This window comes from Vibrio sp. AIC-3, assembly GCF_013114515.1.
Taxonomy (GTDB): domain Bacteria; phylum Pseudomonadota; class Gammaproteobacteria; order Enterobacterales; family Vibrionaceae; genus Vibrio; species Vibrio crassostreae_C.
In genome coordinates, this window is the sequence record NZ_VTXG01000008.1 from 111,879 (window position 1) to 132,872 (window position 20,994).

Below are 20,994 nucleotides of genomic sequence, written 5' to 3' on the forward strand. Positions count from 1 at the left end.
CAAAACCCGTTGTTTATTAATACGGTGCAAAATGAGATTTTTGATCTATCTCGAGTATTTTTTTGCAGTGCAGTTTCATAAAATTCACGATTCTGTCATGATTCTCGACCTAGTATGAAGGGACAAAGAGAGAAGAAAATATGACTAAAAAGAATAAGCCGACAAAAATAGTGTTGGCACACATCAACGACACCCACTCATACTTTGAACCAACCTCGTTACAGCTATCACTTAAAATGAACAACCACATCATTGAACCTTATGTCAGTGCTGGTGGCTTTGCTCGAATTTCAACACGCTTCAAACAAATAGAACAAGATGCCCAGCGTCAGAAGGTTGGAACCTTGTTCTTGCACGCTGGTGACTGCTTCCAAGGCACGTTGTACTTTTCCTTATTCAAGGGAAAAGCCAATGCCGATTTGTTGAATGCCCTTAATATAGATGCCATGACGCTCGGTAATCACGAGTTAGACATGGGTAATGAGCCTGTTGCGATTTTCGCGAAAAGAATCAAATTCCCGCTGTTGGCCGGTAACTGGAATCTATCGAATGAGGATATCAATAAAACTCATACGCTAGCGGACAACGACATTGTTAAGCCTTATCTGCCTGAAACACGAAGTGCTTCTTTTATAACGAAAGAGTTTGATGGCGAGAAGGTCGCAATATTCGGCTTAAGCATCGACAAGATGGCAGGCATCGCTAACCCAGATATCGATACACCGTTTGAAAATGCTTTGGAAACAGCAAAAGGGACCATTGAGCAAATCCATCAAGCAGGTATCAACAAGATTGTGTTACTTAGCCATCTTGGTTACGAAGCTGATTTAGAGTTAGCAGCCAACGTAACAGGTATTGGTGTCATCGTTGGTGGTCATAGTCATCGCTTACAAGGTGATTTCTCTGATATCGGCTTAGTTAAAGATGATGAATACGGTGTGAAAATTGGCGATACCTATGTTGTGCAAGCGGGTTTCCACGCCATGAGCTTAGGACACTGCGAAATCGAGTTCGATTCTCAAGGCAAAGTGACGCACTTCAATGGTAAAAACGAACTGTTATTAGGCCGTCGACTCTTTATAGACGCGAAACTGAGTGAAGTAGGGCAAGACGATGCCCACGATATGGCGTGTGAGTTTTTAAACAATCACCCTAATATTGCAGTGTGTAAGAAAGATCCTGAGCTGCAGAGCATTCTGACGGATAAATACCAGCCGCGAGTTCGAAGGCTTCAGCAACAAGTGATTGCTCATGCAGACACTAAACTTCGCCATGTACGTATTCCAGATGCTAAAGGCCCGAGTCAACTAGCCCCCTTGGTTGCTCAATCATTTCACCATCTAATGAACAAGAAAGGGCATCAGGTTGACTTTGCCATTCACAACGCCGGTGGTGTAAGAAATTCACTGAACAGCGGCGATGTCTCTGTTGCCGATATTGCCGGAAAACTACTACCGTTTGCCGTACCTATTGGTGTGTATGAAGTAAAAGGTGAAACGATCGCTGGCATGCTTGAAGGTGCAATCAATAACGCGATTGATAATGGTGTCGTGGGCACAGGTTCAGGTAGCTTTCCTTATACACATAATTTGAGGTTTTGTTACCACAAAGAAGCGCCTATAGGACACAGGATTCACCATCTAGAAATTCACTCTGATGATTCAGGTTGGCAAGCTGTTTCTCGCAACCGTATTTACCGGGGCGCGTCGTCAGCCTATACAATGAAAGGCAAAGAGGGCTATAACGCTGTGTTGGATATGATCGGTGATGGCACGGTCACCACTGACTCTATGGCAGACTGCTTCATCGAGTTTCTGCAAGACCACCCAGAGTCGCTTCACCTCAATGAACCGTTGAATTGCATGGAGTGTTTTAGATAACTAAAGCTGATACTGATATTTAACACTATTACTTTGGGTTATTTATAAAATTGGCATTGTTTATGCTTTATCTCTGCAGGTCGCCTTCTTGTGGAGATATGCATGGATAAGAAAGATTGGTTAGATGCGGTAGCGGTTGTCGGTTGGGTATCAGTTTGGTCAGCGTTAGTGTATTTAATACCTGCCGCAGGGCTGTAAATTGCTCTTTTTGCAACTTCATTACGCAGTGCAATAGTGTGTTTGACTTGCGAATTTATTCTTAGAATCAATTCGCGTGTCTATTTGACAAAGTGGCATCAATCAGAAAGGAGCGTTTGCTCCTTTTTTGCTTTTTCCGTGCAAATTTATATAGACGAAACACAACCAGAGGATTATTATCCACGCGTTTGGGGAGTAGTTAGCGCAAGTTTACATATCGTCATCTCGTTAGGCCAAGAGTCTATCCGGTATGTAAAAGTGAAATCCCATATTTCACTTCAACGAGACCAACGCAATCACAGTCAAGATCCGTAATGGAGCTTGATATGCTTTGTTTGCGGAAGGTCTTTGTACAGTTCTTCCGCCCGGAGGAATAATGAACTCAACTCAATCTCTATTATCTACAAATAGTGAATCCTTTTTTTCATCGCCAATCATGACGACTTATGCGGGCTTTTTCCTGCTAACGGTTATTCTCGTCTCTATTGATATCTATCAGACTCGTGGCGGTAACGTTACTATCAAGAAAGCGGCAATCTGGAGTGTTTTCTGGTTTGTACTTGCGTTTTTGTTTGCTGGCTCGATTTACCTATTTTGGGACATTTATGCGCCGAACAGTGACTACACAGCGCAAAAAGCAACCGTGTCATTCATTACGGGTTACTTGTTAGAAAAATCCCTTAGCGTAGACAACTTGTTTGTTTTTGCGATGATCTTTGCTCAATACCAAGTTCCTGAGCATCTAAGACCTCGTGCGCTTCTTTGGGGCGTAATTGGTGCATTGGTGCTTCGTGCAATTATGATCGCACTAGGCGCACAGCTATTGGCGGAATATCACTGGGTGCTTTACGTGTTCGCTGCGTTCTTGATTGGTACAGGTATTAAGCTGGCATTAGACAAGGGCGAAGAGGAGAGTGTGAATACTCTGCCTGAAAAGCTACTTCGTAAAGTGATGCCGGTAACAGAGGACTTCCATGGCCCTGCATTAATGGTTAAACAGGGTGCTAAATGGACATTCACTCCAATGATGTTGGTCATCGGTGCGATCGCAGTCATGGACGTGATGTTTGCATTAGACTCTATCCCTGCGATCTTTGCGGTAACACAAGAACCGTTCTTGGTACTTGCGGCTAACGTGTTTGCGTTACTTGGTCTTCGCTCGTTGTATTTTGTACTGCAAGGTATGATGGACAAGTTCATCTATTTGAAACCCGCGCTTTCATTCATCATGGTGTTCATTGGTGTGAAAATGCTTCTGGTTGATAGCGAGTGGGCTATCCCAACTTACTGGTCATTGGCGGTATTGGTTTCTACGATGACGATTGCGGTTATAGCGTCGGTTTATGCGAAGAAGCCAGGCATTGAACAAGTAAATTAAAAACAAATATAACTTATCGAAAAGTCGATAATGAACACGTGGCTGATGAAGTGGAAAATTTATTTATGTAAAATTTCTGTGACATTGGCCACTGTTGTTTGCGGGGTATTTGTACTAAATGCATGATTTAAACACTATATTGAATTTGTACTCACATAATCTGCATATCTATTTTGTGGCATTGTTAATGGTTTGTGTTATTAGAAAAACTAATCCCAAAATCTAATTTTAGTCATTTTTTAACCTGCAAAAGATCACCTATTATTCTTGTCATCAGAACGAAACACATTAATAAATTTATAGAGAGGCAATCATGGCTCAAGCAGTACAAATGAATACTATCGCTGTTCCTAACTCTATGGATAAGAAAACCTACTCGGTTAACTTCAAAGGATTGATTGCACACATTTTCGATATTCTTTTCGTAGACAACTCTCCACGTAGTTACTACGCAAGCGACCTATCTGGTCACATGCAACGCGATATCGGTATTAACCGTTAATCTCAGCGTTAACATGTAAATATAGAATTTTAAGAAAACGCCAGCTTCTAAAGCTGGCGTTTTTGTATCTGAAATAAACTCAATCTCTTCGTAAACTAAGCACCTGAAAGAAAAACCTAGGCATAACGGTCTGTATTTGAGCGCCATTCAATTCGCTTTGTACAAGGATCTCGGTATGTCACACGCCAAACGCAATTCATCATTGATTAAACTTTGTTTATTTGCCTTACCGATCGGCTTCTATTCCTCAGTGTCGCTTGCACAAACCTGGAGTAATGAAGGCCAGCCCGCACAGGTTATCGAGCTCTTCACCTCTGAAGGTTGTTCAAGTTGTCCACCTGCTGATCAGTACCTCAGTACTTTTGAAGACCATCCAAAACTTTGGACACAAGTTATTCCGCTTGCCTATCACGTCGATTATTGGGATTACTTAGGTTGGGGCGACAAGTTCGCGAGTAAGGCGTTTAGTCAGAAGCAACGCTTGTACAAAGCTTATGGAGTAACAAGTGGGGTTTACACACCCGGCTTTGTTGTCGATGGAAAAGAGTGGCGCGGTTACTTTAACTGGTTAGACAGAGCGTTGCCTTCGCTCAAACAACAAAATAACCCCAAGCTAACGGTCAACTATAAAGGCGATACGTTCAGCGTAAGTTACGAAGGCAAAGGGGATTATGTTGCTCATATAGCTTTGCTGGCGATGAACGAAGTCACCAGCGTTAAGGCGGGCGAGAACAGGGGTAAGAAACTCGAACATGATTTTGTTGTGGTTTACGATGGTTATCAGCGTGGTGAGTCTGAATGGCAATTTAATATCAATTTTGAGCCACTTGTCGCTACACCAGACGCAGTCGCTGTTTGGTTAACCGAGCCGAATTCGTATGCACCGGAACAAACGGTAGCAGGTTGGCTGAACTAACTGCAACCCATGACAATTGTGTAGCTGGAATACTCTTAGACGAAGTTGGTACGGCGAGTATCGAGGTTCTCACATCGAAAACTTCGCTTCTGACGGATATTAATCAGTGAAATAGAAGCGAAAGGGCGATTTAGTTACGTAATACTGCTGAAATACGTTAATATAGTGCGCTATTATTTTAGCTTTGAGTTCCTGCAATTAATGACTAACACCACTACACCAACCAACTTCTCTGATCTTGGCTTAATCTCTCCTTTGATGGCTCGTTTATCTGAGCTTGAATACCAACAGCCAACGCCTATCCAAGCGCAAGTTATTCCAAGTGTGTTAGCAGGACGCGATTTAATTGCAGGCGCAAATACCGGTTCAGGTAAAACCGCAGCATTTGCACTTCCACTGTTACAAAAGATTCATGAAGATGCCCCTCTGGACCGTCGTTCAGGCAAAGGTAACTTTGTTTCTGGCCTTATCTTGGTTCCTACTCGTGAACTTGCTAAGCAAGTGGCTGACAGCGTTAAATCTTACGCTGTGCATTTCAATGGCGCGATTAAAACGGTTTGTGTGTTTGGTGGTGTATCGGTAAACACTCAAATGCAGGCGCTACGTGGCGGCACTGATATCTTGGTGGCAACACCGGGTCGTCTGCTTGACCTTATTTCAAGCAACGCTATCAAGCTAGACAAAGTGAAAACGTTAGTGCTTGATGAAGCTGACCGAATGCTAAGCCTAGGTTTTACCGAAGAACTTGATGCAATCTTGAAGCTCTTGCCGAGCAAAAAACAAACCTTGTTGTTCTCTGCAACTTTCCCAGAGCAAGTTAAAACGCTGACTCACGAACTTCTAAGCGATCCAATTGAAGTTCAACTTCAAAGTGCCAATGCGAGCACACTGGTTCAACGTGTATTCGAAGTAGAAAAAGGTCGCAAGACAGCGTTACTCGCACACCTAATTCAACAACATGAATGGCGCCAAGCTCTGATCTTCGTTAATGCGAAGAACAGCTGTGAGCACCTAGCAGACAAGCTTTACAAGCGCGGTATCATCGCAGAAGTATTCCACGGCGATAAAGGGCAAGGTTCACGTACTCGTATCCTAGAAGATTTCAAATCTGGCGAGATTGACGTTCTGATCGCGACAGACATCGCGGCACGTGGTCTGGATATTGAGAAGCTTCCAGTGGTAATCAACTTTGACTTACCGCGTAGCCCGTCAGACTACATGCACCGTATCGGCCGAAGTGGTCGTGCAGGTGAAGTTGGTCTTGCGTTATCTCTGATCGATCACGAAGATTACCACCACTTCAAAATCATCGAGAAGAAGAACAAGATTCGTCTTGAGCGTGAGCAAATTGAAGGCTTTGAAGTGGATGAAGAAGCGACAGCTGAACTGATCGCAGCACTAAAACCTGTTGCGCCACCGGCCGGTACTGGCAAGAAGAAAAAGAAGAAGAAAGCTCCAAAAAACCAAGATGTGTGGCTGAACAACAACTGATCTTGAGTCAGCAAGCCATATAAATCAGCAAGCCATATAAATCAATAAGTAATAGACATTCAAAAGGTGCTTAATTGCGCCTTTTTTGTGTCTGTAGGGCTGGGATTTGAGTCGTTAATAAACGACTGTTGCGGTGTTAAACAACCCGATAATCCGTTCGAAGGATAGCGTCCTCCATAAGAGATTCAGCGATTTAACGCTTTGCTCATAACCTGTTCGGGTTTTGAGCAATTGGGTAACCGCGTGAAGACCTCGATTAAACAATTAGTGCTGGCCACTTCATTTTTCCTGTTTACCCAACACTCTTCTAGTGCTGCTGAATTTGAGGTTAAAGGGGTTAATAAAACTCTCACCGAAAATGTAGAATTATATTTAGAACCTTTAGCCGATGTTCCTGCATCACAGCTATCGAAAACGAAGCTATCTAAACGTATTCAAGATGCACTCAACCCTTATGGTTATTATCACCCACAGCTCGATATCGACCTCAATGATTCTGATAACGTGATCATTAACATCGATTCTGGTCCTGTCATGCGCATCGCAGAATCGATAGTAAAAATAACAGGTGAAGCTAGCCTAGATGCGGAGTTCATCAATATACTCAATCAAAGCAAGTTAGGCTCAGGTTTAACTTTGTCTCACCAAGAATACGACCAAACTAAGCGTGCGATTTTCTCTTTAGCAAAGCGGAAAGGTTATTTTGACGGCAGGTTTATCGAGTCAAAGATTGAAGTTATTCCTAGCGAGAACATCGCGAATATACACTTGTATTTTGCAAGTGGTCCACGCTACAAGTTCGGTTCTATAAGTATTCCTGATGATGGGGTTGACCCTACTCGTATCGAGAAAATACCCACCTTTAAAAAAGGTGATGACTTTGACACCATCAAGTTAGGTGAACTGCAATCTGATTTGTCAGACACTCAATGGTTTCGAAGTGTCATCGTACATGGTGACTTTGACAAACTTGATGACAACCTAGAAGTTCCAATTGAAATCATTGCCGAGCCAAGTTCTCGAAATATCGTGCAGGTCGGTGGCGGCTATTCTACTGATCTCGGTTTACGCGCCTCTCTCAGTTGGTCAAAGCCTTGGTATAACCGGAGAGGCCACAGCTTTGAAACACAGACATATTTGTCTGAACAGGAGCAATCACTTCAGTTGGGGTACAAAATCCCCACAGAGAAAGTCACAACGGATTACTTTGGTATTCAGTTTGAATCGAAACGAATTGATCATCGAGACACCAATAGCTTTACAAACGATCTTAAGTTCGAACGTTACTGGCAATTAGACAGTGATTGGCAAAGCACCATTTATGTCAGATACTTGCACGAACAGTACCGTCAGGCGTCTGAGGAAGAGCAATCGCAATTGCTGTTACCTGGCATCAGTTTTTCTCAGGTTGATCGTAAAAATGATCAGTTGGAGCTCAATCATCGACACATCTATTCTGTCGAGTATTCTGACCCTAGTCTGTTCTCTGACTCAAGGCTGTTGCGGTTGGAAGGAAACAGTGTCCTTTCATGGGATATTAGTGACAGGCAGAAGCTCCATTTCCGCTCCAACGTAGGCATCAACATTGCCAAATCATTATCTGATGTGCCGTCGTCACTGCGGTATTTTGCTGGTGGCGATGGAAACCTGCGAGGTTATGGTTACGAATCTATCTCCCCTAGAGACGAGAATGGTGAACTAACGGGGGCACGTTATATGTTAACTGCTGGACTCGAATATCAGCATCAAGTCTATCGTTCAATTTGGTTGGGCGCATTTCTTGATGTGGGTGATGCATTTGATCAACAAGCGGATTGGAAGCGTGGGACGGGCGTGAGTTTGATTTGGAACTCACAGTTAATGCCAGTTAAGCTCGATTTTGCTTACGGCTTAGATGCGCCTGAAGGCGACGAATTTCGTATTCATTTTTCCTTGGGTACTCAATTCTGATTTTTGTACGCTGTTTATGCACTCGCGAGGATGCGAACCATCTAATAGGATTCAAGTAAATCGAAAGAGCGTAATAACCTTTGTGCTTTAGCAAACACAAAGGTAAAAACAATGAAAAAGCTACGATTCGGTGTATTTGGTAATATGGGCCCTGAAGCAGATGCTCTGTTCCAAGATATCGTCGCCAAGAAAGAAATTGAACACGGCGCACTTAAAGACTAAGACCACATGGCCATGATAGTGGTGAAAAACTCAGATATCCCCGCTCGATCTGAAGTGATTAACGAAGGCGGTACCGAGCCTGTGCCTGAACTGATTGAGTCAGCGTGCATTTTAGAACATGCCAATGTTCAGTTTGGCGTAATGACCTGTAACACCGCTCATTACTTTAGACCTGAGGTTCAAAAGCACACCAACGTTTATATCGTCGACATGCTTCAAACCACCGTTGATCAAATCAAAGAGCAGAACTCTGAATCTGTTGTTGGTATTTTATGTACCAACGGCACATACAATTCGGGAATCTATGATCGTTACCTAACGGACGCGAATCTGGTGTTCGTTAAGCCAGATTCCTTTGAGCAAGAGCATAACGTGCATAGTGCTATCTATGGTGAAGTAACCGGTGAGATGACAGAGTGTGGACAAGCAATCCGAGAAACCAACGGGATCAAAGCGGGCGAGTTTGAGCGTAATGCCGCACTGCTTGCTGTAGCGATTCAATCCATCGTAGAGAAGGGCGTTGATACGGTTATTTGGGGATGCACGGAACTTCCTTTGGTTAGAAAGCAACTTGAAACGGCATTTCCAACAGTCACTTTTATTGATCCTATGGAAGCGGTAGCTGAGCGTGTCGTTGATATTTACCGTCTCGCTGAGCAATATGTGGAGCGTGGACATGTGGATTACAACATTAATGATGTTAATTCGATCTTCACAACGCTTGATATGGTGAACTACGTAGCCCAAAGAGCGATGACCTACCGTCTATAAGCTCAGATACGTGTATTTGAAACATGAGAAAGCCGCGAATTACGCGGCTTTTTTACATTTGGACTGGAGAAAATTAAAAATTAAGATTCGAAGCTGAACACTTAAAGCTCGAACTCGCCATTCATTTTTCGAAATAACCAATCAGGTACCTTGTTCCATGAACTGTAGTTCGGGTTCTTAGTATGGATTTGTTCCTCTGAAGCCCAGATGGTGTCACCTGATTGTTCTCGCGACACAGCCCAGAACAACTCCTCTTTCTGACGTGTTAAGTAGTGTGTCACTTGCTTCGCAAACTCTTCACTGTCAACCAACACCCCAAACTCAACGTTGAGAAAGTCTGATCTTGGATCGAAGTTAGAAGAGCCAATATAGGTGACACGCTCATCTAAAATTACTGTCTTGTTGTGGTAGTAGGTATCAACATGAAAGTAGTGATCATCATTGATCGCTTGGCTTTTGTACTCATAGATACTTACGCCCTTGTCGAGTAGAGTCTCACGGTGTTTTTCGTAATACGCAGGCACAAAGCCCGAATCATTAGAAGCCGATGAATTCGTCAGTAAGGTGACTTCGGCTTCGCTCTCTCTAAGTGCGTCGACGAATACAAACTTGTTATCGCTTGGCACCATATAAGGCGTAGAAATAATAACCTTAGATGGTGTCGGTACTTTTTGCTTCATCAAGTGTTCAATACGTTGGCGAAAGTAGGGCTTGTTGTCATTGAGTTTCTCCAGTGAGTCAAATACCGGCGTGACAGAGGCTGAAATGAACTTCGGTTGGTTTAAGCTCTTTATCTGCCTTTCGACTTCAGACGTGATCAATGCTTGATTCTTTTCACCTTTGTTCAACGCTTTGGTGAACGCTTGGTATTGCTCTTTCTCTTTGATTTTAATGCGTTCTTGAATTGGCACTACATGCTCACTGTTCCACAACGCTTGGTAGTTTCGGTCGAAAGCAGCAATCACGTCGCCTTTAAACAGCACATCCATATCAAAGAAGTTGGCACTTTCGCTGTAGCCAAAGTAGTCATCACCGATGTTGCGCCCACCGAGGATCATCGAATGGTGATCAACGTTAAAGTATTTCTCATGCAGTCGATTATCTAACTGTTTTTGATTAGTAGAGAAGTTAAACGCACGACCAATCCAGCCAGCTTTGCGTGACTCAAAAGGGTTGAACAGTCGAATCTCAATATTGGGATGTGAGTCTAATTCTGCTAACCATTTGTCATTAAAAACGAGTAGGTCATCCAGTGTCAGGCGCACGGCCACATCGCGGTCAGCGGCGTGTTTCAGCTCGTTTAACAGCATCAGACCCAGAGTGTCGTTTTCCCAAGAGAAGTAAGTCATATCAATCGAGTGTTTTGCTTGGCGAACCAGATCAATGCGGCGCGCAAAGGCTTCAGGCGCACTCGGGATCAAATAGACTTCGGCTTGATGTTCTGTGCTTTGCCAGTTAGCTTCGAAGTCAGGTTCAACATCGGGGTAAGGTTGGGCACATCCTGTGACCAAAGCAATCAACATTATTGTGCATGCTGTTTTTAGTTTGCTAAGTGTCATAACTAACCTGCGTTTAAATAAAATTTAGATATAAAAACGGCCAGCGAACTGGCCGTTAAAATAGGAGAGGTGTTGAGTATGTTTAGTTTAGGTACCAGTCCCAAGGCATAAGACCTTGCTCTGCTAGACCCGTTAAGCGACCTTCACGAAGCTTAGGATCAACACCTGGGTTTGTGACATAGTCCCAGTCGAAGGTAGTGCTGTTGTCGCTGAATCCTGCACCATCAATGACAAGCACATTGTCGGTAGCATCGCTGTACTGGTAGCTCTGGAACAATTCATCGCTAAACCAAAGACGCGACATTTCGTTCATAAGGGCTTTATCTTTGCTTGATGGATTTACTTCGCTTCCATCAAAACGTACAGCTTTGTTGAACATAAATGGCAGTTCTGAACCGTTACATGCACCGCTGATGCAACCAATCGTTTTGAATAGATCAATGATTGACAGTTGGTCGTATTCGCCCGTTTCTTCATTTAGACCTGTTTTATAGTTCCACATGTTAAAGCTTGGTTTGTGCTCAAAGTGGTATAGCGTTGCTTCTACTCCGCTGTTTGCTGCCATGTGACGAGCTGGACCATTGAACAAGGTGTCATTTAGCAAGGTTTTAAATTGCGTCATGTTGTCAAGAGCACCACCTATGTCAGCTTCTGAGTTAGGGTAGAAGTCTGTTAGATCTAGAGCAGCTTTTACTTCATCATGACTAGCAAGTTCTATGTCTCCAATAATTGATAAGCAACTTAAGTAACTATCCTCACCATTAGCTGCATTTGCTAGGCACACACCAAATGCAATCGAATTAAACAAATTTACGTCAATGTTGATGTCTGTATCTAAACCAAAAAATAGCTCTGTTACAGACTTGTATGCCGTAAGGGAAAGCGTCATGTTTTGGGTTAACTCTTCAGTACTCATCCCCCCAATTTTAGTTTCAAGCATGGCTACGTTATCTTCATCACTTAACCAATCCAATATACTTAATGCAAGTTCTTCTGAGTTTGTACCTTCGTTGAGCTCGGGCTTTATATACTCAATTATGGTAGGAACTAAAAAAGTCACATTGAATAACATGCCGAAGCTGTTAGATTCACTAGCGTTATTTCCAAGTACTGTAGATACGGCGAAATCTGTTTTTATAGGTGCTTCAATAGAACTTACGCAAATTTCATCAGCGTCTGAGTCTGTCTCTAGCTCTTTACAAAGGATATAGGGAGCAAATGGCATAAGGGTAGACATTGGTGTCTTATCAGAGTTGGGACCCACTTTTATATTTCCTTGTTCGTCTATATCATCAAACTTGAGTTTGTAATTCAGTGAGAGTGACAGAGAACTAAGTAACCAGTTTTTCAGCTGTTCTAATCCATTTAAAGCTGTTTCTTGCGACGCCATGATCTTGTCAAGCGAAGTGTCTGCTGTAAAACCCTTACTGCGATCTTTTGCAACTTCATAGCTTGGATACTCAAACCCATAAGGGTTGCTTTGCATGATTGCACGTTGGAAATATTGACCTGCGATATTGTCATCTTGCTGCAAGAAACCGATAGACATAGCACCTGAGCCTTGACCCATAACGGTTACGTTTTGAGCGTTACCACCGAAGTCGGTAATATTATTGTGTACCCACTCCAAGGCACGCTTCTGGTCACCTAGGCCATAGTTGCCATCTTTGTAAGCGCCTTTAACCCATTGAGTACCTAACTGACCAAGACGGTAGTTAAAGCTTACATAGATGAAAGGCTTACCATCGTCGCTTCCTTGAGCAACCACGGTATCACCTTGGATGAGCGGCTCTGCACCAGAACCGTATTCGAAATCACCACCGTGGATGAATACATAAACCGGTAGATCTGCATCAGCATCTACGCCTGCTGGGCGCCAGATATTGAGGTTAAGGCAGTTCTCATCTTGTGTTTGTGTTGTCGTTTTTAGTTGAGGACAAGCATAACCGAACTGAGTCGCATCCAAAGTACCTTCAACAAGGTTTACAACTTCACTGTGTTCAAAGCGCTGAGCCTCTGCATATTGAATCCCTTTGAAAGATTCAACGGAAGCCAGTTTGTCGTCTTCGGTATTCGAAGTTATAACCAGTTCTTCTATCGTCGCTTTAATCGTTACGTTACCGATTTGAGCATCAAACGGTTTAGCCGGTGCCGGAACTAACGGTTCGGGCTTGTCTGGGAATGGAACAGTAGGGGCACTATCAGTATCGCAACCTGCTAAGGCAGTAGTAATAGTAAGAGCGATCATTGAACGGTATGCAATAGTCATAAAATGAGTTTCCACAATAGTATTCGGCGTAGTCTGTTTCATCGCTATCTGCGTAGATAACAGAACTACAAAATTTCTTATTAAGAACAACCTGGTTTAAGGGCTAGGCTGGTAATCAAAGTTCGGTGACTAGAATCGGTAGCCAAGATTCAGCGTTACAGCCGAACGAGTTTCGCCTTTGTTGTACAACATGGTCATGTTGTAGTTTTTGCCGATCTGCTTGTTAACACCTGTTAGGAATGCCCACTGGTCGATATCGACGCCAACGTCATAATCAAATTCGATGTCTCCGGTTTTTACGGTGCCTTGCATACGTGAATTTAAACCTTGGTATTCAGCACCCACGAAAAACTGAGCTCGATAATCAACTAATTGGTAACCCAGCATGGGTTGAACCGTGACAATGCCATCTCCCCAATCGTCCACTCCTTTTAGGCGTGTTTGTGAATAGGTACCTGTGACTGAGGCAAAGAACTCTTTGTAACCAACAGATAATGTGGTGCCCGCGCCGCGTAAGTCATATTCAAGATGAAGTGGTACATTCAAACGACCACTGTTACATAAGGCAGAGACACCTTCGCAAAGTGCGTTACCTAGCCCTGGCAATTTGTTATTGAGCTTGTCTTTTAAGTATTCACCTGCGGCGCCGGTATAAGAGGCGTCAACATTCGCATCAACGTTTACCTTTCCTACGTACCCGAATACATTCCAGAATGGCAAGATATTTACGTCGCCGCGTATCGAAACACTTTCCGCTTTGACCGTCGCAACACTGTCTTCCGGGTCAAATAAATCATTCAAGCGCACTCCACCAATCACGTAATCTGTCATGGGTATATCCATATCTTGATTGCGATAAGCCAGTGATACGCCGAATGGAAGGGGTAAATCGATACCTTGACGACGCACCATGTCACCCATTAAAGGGAATACTCGATCTAACTTAACACTCGCTTCTTGCATACGAGGATCTGAAACTTCTTTTAGACGCCCTTCATGCAGGACATTAACGCCGTTGTCGTCTTCATAAATTGCGACGGGTTCAGTTACAGCGCTCATGGTCATCGGTTTCGTTTTAGACGTACCCTCGATGTTAATTGTCTTACGTTCAATAACGACTTGACCAGAGTCTAACGTTTGGAAATCAATCACTTGGTAATAGGTATCGACTTTTGACTTACCAAGATTAAATGGCTTGTCGTTGGTGATTACCATGCGTTTTGGTGTGCCGCCTACAAGTTCAATATCAACATTCAAGAAACGGAAATAGGCGATGTCTTGTGGTAAGCCGTATCTCGAATAGTTGAAGCTAATGGTCACGTCGCCGTTGTCTTTTTCATTGACTTTCACTGACGATGGATCGAAGCTTTCTGCATAATTTCTTAGTCGATACTCAGTGCGCGTAAACTCTTCAATTTCATCGAGCAGTTTTTCGTTTTCATCCAGCTCTTGCGGGTTGTATTTGATGCGCAGGTCGATGTTGCCTTTGCTGTCTGTGTTTTTTATCAGATAGACGCTTGAGTCACGAACCTCATCGCCAATTTGTATGGTTCGATGTGCGTGTTCAACTAGGTGTTCGCCCTGTACGAGCGAACTGATTGCTAGCTTTGGTAAATCATGACTGATGCCATATTTGTCAAATAGTGCTCGACCTTTTTCCATAACTTCGCTGTAAGTCTTGGTTTCTGCCGCAGACGCAAAATTGGGGGTGGTAAGTAATAGGGCGCTCGCTAACACAGAAAGAGTATGGGTCTTACAGGCGCTGGTGCGTATTTCAAAAAAACTCATGACGGTTTCCACGCTGAGTGGCCTCAAACCTTCGAGACTCAAACAGTCGATGTAATACTGAACGTCGTGTTCAGTTGTTATGTATTTATCCGTTAGGATTGCTAGTGTGAATGTCGCAACTAAAAATGCATTGCGTCAATCAATGAGAGGATTTTAAGAGGAGGTGGCAGATCGCGTTAATCGCGTTTGATGGACGCTATCCTCACTTAGTAATAATTAGCGTTAATCAATTGATTTATAATGATTTTCAATAGATAAAAAAACGGCCTGTGAAGTAAAAATACTTGGCAGACCGTTTTGTTGTGAGTTGTTAAGCGCATTTAGTTCTAAGCAGTTACCCTCACTCTAAATAGATCAGTAAACAACTTCGCTATCATCAGAATAATCAAAATGTTTACGAGCATCAAAAGTGGCGTTTCAATTCCATAAACAGGTGTGAGGTTGAGCGCACCAGATGTGAGAACAACTAATAAGTTAATACCCAATATTCGGTGTACCATGAGCTTAGGTGTCGCGAACACTTTCCATATCACCATAATGTTAAGGAAGTAGAATAGTCCCAGCTCCCATAGTTCTGTCATTAATGGCATCACAAAGATGTATTGCAACAGAACCACCGACCCTGTACCCAACACACCATAAAAAGCGTCCTTAATAACGCTTGGTGGCATGGTCGGCACCATAGAAGAGAATACACCGGCTAACATAGGAAATATGAAACCACCTGGAACTGGAAGATAAATCCAAACCAACAGCGATGTGATAAACATCGACACGCCTTGCAGCACTTTGCGCCCATCTTCATTCAAATGTTCAACAAACGTGCGATGTGCATGATGCCAAGACACGTCTTTATGATCACCTATGACATTGAGTTCACCCTCAACAAGAGATTGTTCTGGTGTTAATACATCGAACGTCTTCAAGTTGTGAGTAAGAACTGCCCATTGGATATCTAAGTCTGATTCGCTGTTACTTTGTTTGAGTAATGTATCTTGGATATGTGCCATTTCATCGATACGCAAGCGCCATGTTTGGATGTTCTCTTTAAGGTGGTAGCTTCCGGTCAGTGGCAGATCTAAAAGTTGATACAGCTTATCAATATTCGCGGTGTTGCTTTCAAGTGCGGCAATGTCGATGTTGTCTGTTTTTTCCATCGCATCTAACAACGCTTGTTTACTGGTTTCGAAACGTTGTACAAAGTTGAGTTCAGTATTCACAGGCCACACGATGCGATACACAATAGAGAACACAACAACACCTAATAGTGTTTCTTGAAGTCTAAGTACAGCAAAGTGGAAGGTGGTTTGGTTATCAAACCCGCCCAGACAAGCAACAATCGAACACACGGTAAATCCTATTGAAAAGATGTAGCCGTATTTCTCGTCACTAGACATGAAAATACAAGTGCCTAAGAACACGGTAAGAAATGTTAGAAACAAAAATCGATCTTGTGAAAACATCGCAATGAGGAAAAAGGCATAACCGGTCCCTAACAAGGTTCCCATTAACCGGTTATGGCCTTTGTTTATTGAATGGGCGAAGCTCTCGTTCAATGCCATCACTGCGACGGCTATCGCAGCCCAATACGGTTTTTCCAAACCAAACCACAACGCTAGGCAGATTGCGATAACGATAGAGAGTGCGACTTTAATCGCGTCTTTAGTCGATGCAGTGAACATAAGAATCACCTAGCTATTTTTGATTATTTTGATCGAGGCAGTCATACCAACACGCAGTTGTACGTCTTCTGGTATTTTGTCTAACTTCACTTTGATAGGGATGCGTTGAGCTAGGCGTATCCATTGGAAGTTTGGATTCACGTTTGGCAATAAATCATTACCTGTGCTGCCGTCTTGCTTCGCGATACCAAAACCAATACTTTTGATATGTCCTTCTAGCTGAACATTGTTGTGCATCATTAAGGTCACATAAGCAGTGTCCTGAGCATCGACACCGACTAAATCAGTCTCTTTGAAATAACCTTCAATCCAGAAGCTATCTTCATCAATTAGCGCAACCACAGGTGAATTCGCGACAACTTGAGAGCCAACACGTAGGTTCAGATTGGTGATATAGCCGTTAGTAGGCGCATATACCTTGGTGTACTCAAGGTTGAGATATGCTTCTTCTACGTTCGCTTTTGCCAGTTCGACATTTGCGGCGCTGGTTTCTACCGCGTTGTTCAAGTTGTTTAGTGTCAGCACGGGCACGGCACCGGGCGTTCTTTTCTCTAAATTCAACGCGCGTTGCTCTTCGTTTTTGGCTTTGGCGAGTAGGGCAAATGCTTGTTTTTGAGTCGCAAGTGCTTTTCTGTAGGTCGCCTTGTAAATACTCGGATCGATCTCAAAAAGAAGATCGCCTTTTTTTACCTTCGAGTTGTCTTCGACATGCACTTCAATGACTTGACCCGTGACTCGAGGTGTAATCGAGACGATATAAGCGCTGACTTGTCCGTCTCTGGTCCATGGGTTACTTGAGTACGACTGGTAATAGCTATAAACCACAGTTCCCGCAGCAGCCAATAATAAAAGTGTGATGAGATAACGTTTGATCACAGTAAGTGCCTCAAAAAATGGTAATAAAATGGCCGATAGCGCCAGTAAAAATCACGATCAAGCTCAGTTCTGCTATTGCAGGAAAGGCGACGTACTTATGAAGGCTAAACCGTGTCGCGATTGACCCTGTTAGCATTGTCAGTATGTAAGCCAGTGCGATAACCAATAACAGCGGTGGGAAGTAGACTTCATCCCACACAAGCTCATGCGGCATGGTATTCATGGTTCTGTTCTCTATTTGTTTGATGAATGCAACGATAACGGAGTTCGATGTATTGTGATAATCGTTTATAGAGGATCGTACCCATCAAAATCCAACTTTATTCGGTGATTATGCCAACTGCCTCTTTGTTGAGAGCCGTAAGCGGCGTTGTTGATCAAATCAGCTTGAAGATCAACGACACCATATGTAGCTAGCCGTTAGCTTCTAACGGGCATACCTAGTCCTATGACTTTGTTAATCGCTTTGACATTCGCCATGATTTCGCCCACTTGAGCGTTGTAACATCTCAAGCTCAATTTATCGCTTGTTAGTCCTTTATATCGGGACATAGCAGTCTCAGATATTGAACGATAGTGATAACCAGACTCTGTTTTCCATTCCGATATTGTTCCATCTCTCAGAGCCATTACCGCTTTGTTTCTGGGATGACCGTCTTCCCAAAGAGCTGCATTCTTTCGAGGCGGTATTAACGGAGTACAGCCTTTATTTTTTCAGAGTCTCGTGGCAATTTTTTGTGTCATATGCTCCATCGGCGGATACGGCAGCGACCTTTCTACGTAGTGGGTTGAGTAACGTCGGTAACACTTCACTATCGCCTACATTTACAAGACTGACTTCCGCACTAATCGCTTCGTGAGTATCCACATCCACAGCTAAGTGCAGTTTGCGCCATGTCCTACGTTTTTCTGTACCATGCTTTTTCACTTTCCACTCCCCCTCACCAAAGACTTTGAGGCCAGTAGAATCAATGGCTATATGGCGAATAGCCCCTCTCGATTTATTGCGATATTTGACCTGAACTGTCTTCGAGCGTTTACTGATACAGGTGTAGTCAGGGGACGTTAGTGGAACATCTAATAGCTCAAAGATAGAGTCGATAAAGCCTTGAAGAGCACGTAAAGGAAGAGAGAAGATGCCCTTAATCATCAAGGCGGTTTCAATCGCTGTATCAGAGTACTGAAAGCCTCTCCCACGCTTACCATGATGAGTTTTGCATCGCCATGCATCTACGGCTGAATCATCTATCCAGAATGTAACCGAACCACGTTTACAAAGAGCCTTATTGTACTCCGTCCAGTTAGTTATCTTCTTGTTTGCTTTACCCATATCACCACCATTCCAATCGTTTCAAATGATCAGATCACAGGACTTGGAAAAGGCTCAACTAATTTAGGCAACAACGCCGTAGGTAGGTTGTCGTTCTTGAAGTGGAAACACTTAATTGAAATTAATTTCGAAAATCATCTACTTTTGCCGGTTTAAGATAAATCTATTTAAACCAATCACTTAAGGTGTAAATTGCACTTCAAAAACTATGCGAACAGTTAAAGTGATGATTTGATCCATCAAATGGGATTACATAATAAAACCTTTTGTTCTTAATATTCGGTTCGAAGCAACGAGATGCTTTATTTATTTTGAATAATCCAACAAATATCATTATTAAGTTATTAGTTAGATTATTTACTCCTTATATTTAGTAACAAGAGTAAATTTGTCATGGACATTATTTCTAATCTGTTTGACATGGCACCATTTGTCGCATTATTTATTACACTCTCATTGGGTTATATGGTTGGTAAAATTACTATCGGCCGATTTGTTTTAGGCGGTGTGGCCGGAACATTATTAATGGGCGTAATTATTGGGCAATTTGGTGTTCAGATTGATCCCGGCGTAAAAAGTATTTTCTTTGCGCTCTTTATTTATGCTGTGGGTTATCAAGGCGGCGCACAATTCTTTAAAGCGCTTAACTTTAGAACCATCAACATTCTGTTGTCTGCGGTTGTTATGACGGTTTCAGGCTTATTGTGTGTACTTGCCGCTGCGTGGTTGTTTGACTTAGATAGAGGTACTGCTGCGGGCCTAGCTGCCGGTGGTTTAACTCAGTCTGCGATCATTGGTACTGCAGGCGATGCGATCGCCCGTTTGGGTGGTGTGTCTGAAGAAGCCAAACATCTGATGCAAACTAACGTTGCTGTTGGTTACGCTGTAACTTACATCTTCGGTTCTCTAGGTCCAATCCTAATGGTGACATGGGTATTCCCAACACTAATGAAATGGGATATCCGCGCTGAAGCAATCAAAATGGCAGAAGCGAACTCAGATGGTAATGCAGAGCTTGGTGCTGGTGAATTCAATGCGATGACAAAACTTGAGACTCGCGCTTTTGAAATCAAAGCAGAGAGCAAAGTGAATGGTTTGACACTAGCCCAAATCAATCAAGATTCAATAGACGCATGCATCGAAGTTATCGAGCGTGATGGCAAAGCGATTGAAGCAGACAAATTTACTAAGCTTCAACAAGGCGATGTTCTGGTTATCACAGGTACTCGTAAAGCCATTAGTCAGTTGAAAGGTGACTCTGTTGGCTCTGAAGTTGTGCTTCCAGAAGAGTACGAAGTCATTGAAGAGAACCGTCAGCTTATCGCAGACAACAAACAACTGATTGGCCGTACACTAGGTCAAATCAAATCAGAAGCGAACAAAGGCACTTACCGTGGTGTTTATGTGACTGACTACCTTCGCGAAGGTGTATCAATCCCAGTTCACGCTGACCTTGTTGTTAAGAAAAATGATGTTATTCAATTAACTGGCTCACCAAGCGATATTAATCGTGTTCAAGGTACAATCGGTAAGCCAATGAACTCAGCAACAATGACTGACTTCATTGTACTAGGCATGGGTATGGTATTGGGTCTTTTGATTGGCCTAATCAACTTCAAAATTGCAGGTATTCCGGTCACTATCGGCTCTGGTGCAGGCTGTCTAGTGTCAGGTCTGATTGTTGGTTGGTTACGCAGCCGTAACCCACATGTGGCGCAATTCCCACAATCAGCAGCAAGCTTTATTCGCGACTTCGGTCTAGCAGCATTCGTGGGTATCGTTGGTCTTGAGGCTGGCCCTCAAGCGGTAGACACCATCAAAGAACACGGTATGAGCCTACTATTCTTGGGTGTTGCGGTAACCATCATTCCACAGATTATTTCATTCTTCTTCTCGTACTTTGTATTGAAGATAAAGAATCCGGTAGAAGCTTTAGGTTGTGTAACCGGTGGTCGAAGTGCAAACCCAGCGTTCGCTGCATTGATGGAAAAAACAGGCAACGCAACGCCAGTATTCTCTTTCACTGTGACTTACGCCGTAGCCAACGTGTTACTGACTCTATGGGGCCCAATTATCGTCGGCATTATTACCGTTAATGCGGGTATGTAATTAAAACCTACAACTCATTATAGATTTAAAAAATCATCAACTTATTAACAGACCTACCCAATCAAAAATAGGG

The 20,994-nt window shown here is 43.1% G+C and carries 14 protein-coding genes and 1 pseudogene; 8 read left to right on the plus strand and 7 right to left on the minus strand.

The features are described from left to right. Positions 1-140 precede the first annotated feature (140 nt). The 7 genes from F0229_RS08185 (at position 141) to F0229_RS08215 (ending at position 9,308) form a co-directional block, all read left to right on the plus strand. The gene (locus tag F0229_RS08185) at positions 141-1,880 is read left to right on the plus strand and encodes a bifunctional UDP-sugar hydrolase/5'-nucleotidase (RefSeq protein WP_171732606.1); all 1,740 of its coding nucleotides are present in this window, start codon (positions 141-143) and stop codon (positions 1,878-1,880) included. A gap of 574 nt (positions 1,881-2,454) precedes the next feature. Then, positions 2,455-3,456 carry a TerC/Alx family metal homeostasis membrane protein gene (locus tag F0229_RS08190; protein ID WP_171732607.1) on the plus strand — a complete coding sequence of 334 codons (1,002 nt, stop codon included), beginning with the start codon at positions 2,455-2,457 and terminating at the stop codon, positions 3,454-3,456. Positions 3,457-3,769: 313 nt separating this feature from the next. Next, complete coding sequence (locus tag F0229_RS08195; RefSeq protein WP_017059812.1) at positions 3,770-3,958, plus strand: hypothetical protein; 189 nt, start codon at positions 3,770-3,772, stop codon at positions 3,956-3,958. 175 nt (positions 3,959-4,133) lie between these two features. Next, entirely contained in the window at positions 4,134-4,874 is a 741-nt protein-coding gene (locus F0229_RS08200) for a DUF1223 domain-containing protein (protein WP_171732608.1), read from the plus strand. A gap of 201 nt (positions 4,875-5,075) precedes the next feature. Continuing rightward, positions 5,076-6,365 carry a DEAD/DEAH box helicase gene (locus F0229_RS08205; protein WP_017059810.1) on the plus strand — a complete coding sequence of 430 codons (1,290 nt, stop codon included), beginning with the start codon at positions 5,076-5,078 and terminating at the stop codon, positions 6,363-6,365. 231 nt (positions 6,366-6,596) lie between these two features. After that, positions 6,597-8,315, plus strand: a complete 1,719-nt coding sequence (locus F0229_RS08210; RefSeq protein WP_029235664.1) for an autotransporter assembly complex family protein — start codon at positions 6,597-6,599, stop codon at positions 8,313-8,315. Positions 8,316-8,543: 228 nt separating this feature from the next. Beyond that, positions 8,544-9,308, plus strand: coding sequence for an aspartate/glutamate racemase family protein (locus tag F0229_RS08215; RefSeq protein ID WP_102333456.1), 765 nt, complete (start codon positions 8,544-8,546; stop codon positions 9,306-9,308). A 101-nt stretch (positions 9,309-9,409) separates the two neighbouring features. Here F0229_RS08215 and F0229_RS08220 read toward each other — a convergent pair whose 3' ends face one another. The 7 genes and pseudogenes from F0229_RS08220 to F0229_RS08250 all read right to left on the minus strand — a co-directional run bounded on the left by F0229_RS08220 (position 9,410) and on the right by F0229_RS08250 (position 18,812). Further along, positions 9,410-10,867, minus strand: coding sequence for a phospholipase D family protein (locus F0229_RS08220; protein WP_171732609.1), 1,458 nt, complete (start codon positions 10,865-10,867; stop codon positions 9,410-9,412). Between the two features lie 82 nt (positions 10,868-10,949). After that, complete coding sequence (locus tag F0229_RS08225) at positions 10,950-13,136, minus strand: carboxylesterase family protein (RefSeq protein ID WP_171732610.1); 2,187 nt, start codon at positions 13,134-13,136, stop codon at positions 10,950-10,952. 129 nt (positions 13,137-13,265) lie between these two features. Continuing rightward, a complete protein-coding gene (locus F0229_RS08230) occupies positions 13,266-14,924 on the minus strand; it encodes a hypothetical protein (RefSeq protein ID WP_171732611.1) in 1,659 nt (552 codons plus the stop codon). Between the two features lie 326 nt (positions 14,925-15,250). Beyond that, on the minus strand, positions 15,251-16,606 hold the full coding sequence (locus tag F0229_RS08235; RefSeq protein WP_171732612.1) for an FUSC family protein: 1,356 nt from the start codon (positions 16,604-16,606) through the stop codon (positions 15,251-15,253). A gap of 9 nt (positions 16,607-16,615) precedes the next feature. Further along, on the minus strand, positions 16,616-17,482 hold the full coding sequence (locus F0229_RS08240) for an efflux RND transporter periplasmic adaptor subunit (protein ID WP_171732613.1): 867 nt from the start codon (positions 17,480-17,482) through the stop codon (positions 16,616-16,618). A 10-nt stretch (positions 17,483-17,492) separates the two neighbouring features. After that, the gene (locus F0229_RS08245; RefSeq protein ID WP_171732614.1) at positions 17,493-17,705 is read right to left on the minus strand and encodes a DUF1656 domain-containing protein; all 213 of its coding nucleotides are present in this window, start codon (positions 17,703-17,705) and stop codon (positions 17,493-17,495) included. Positions 17,706-17,902: 197 nt separating this feature from the next. Further along, positions 17,903-18,812: pseudogene (locus F0229_RS08250) on the minus strand (IS5 family transposase). A gap of 393 nt (positions 18,813-19,205) precedes the next feature. Between F0229_RS08250 and aspT the strand changes: the two are divergent. Next, the gene (aspT, locus tag F0229_RS08255) at positions 19,206-20,921 is read left to right on the plus strand and encodes an aspartate-alanine antiporter (protein WP_171732615.1); all 1,716 of its coding nucleotides are present in this window, start codon (positions 19,206-19,208) and stop codon (positions 20,919-20,921) included. Positions 20,922-20,994 lie beyond the last annotated feature (73 nt).

Excerpts from the sequence above, each read along its gene's own strand:
- F0229_RS08185 (WP_171732606.1), top strand. The coding sequence starts at position 141 with ATGACTAAAAAGAATAAGCCGACAAAAATAGTGTTGGCACACATCAAC.
- F0229_RS08190 (WP_171732607.1), top strand. The coding sequence starts at position 2,455 with ATGAACTCAACTCAATCTCTATTATCTACAAATAGTGAATCCTTTTTT.
- F0229_RS08195 (WP_017059812.1), top strand. The coding sequence starts at position 3,770 with ATGGCTCAAGCAGTACAAATGAATACTATCGCTGTTCCTAACTCTATG.
- F0229_RS08200 (WP_171732608.1), top strand. The coding sequence starts at position 4,134 with ATGTCACACGCCAAACGCAATTCATCATTGATTAAACTTTGTTTATTT.
- F0229_RS08205 (WP_017059810.1), top strand. The coding sequence starts at position 5,076 with ATGACTAACACCACTACACCAACCAACTTCTCTGATCTTGGCTTAATC.
- F0229_RS08215 (WP_102333456.1), top strand. The coding sequence starts at position 8,544 with ATGGCCATGATAGTGGTGAAAAACTCAGATATCCCCGCTCGATCTGAA.
- F0229_RS08220 (WP_171732609.1), bottom strand. The coding sequence starts at position 10,867 with ATGACACTTAGCAAACTAAAAACAGCATGCACAATAATGTTGATTGCT.
- F0229_RS08225 (WP_171732610.1), bottom strand. The coding sequence starts at position 13,136 with ATGACTATTGCATACCGTTCAATGATCGCTCTTACTATTACTACTGCC.
- F0229_RS08230 (WP_171732611.1), bottom strand. The coding sequence starts at position 14,924 with ATGAGTTTTTTTGAAATACGCACCAGCGCCTGTAAGACCCATACTCTT.
- F0229_RS08235 (WP_171732612.1), bottom strand. The coding sequence starts at position 16,606 with ATGTTCACTGCATCGACTAAAGACGCGATTAAAGTCGCACTCTCTATC.
- F0229_RS08245 (WP_171732614.1), bottom strand. The coding sequence starts at position 17,705 with ATGAATACCATGCCGCATGAGCTTGTGTGGGATGAAGTCTACTTCCCA.
- aspT (WP_171732615.1), top strand. The coding sequence starts at position 19,206 with ATGGACATTATTTCTAATCTGTTTGACATGGCACCATTTGTCGCATTA.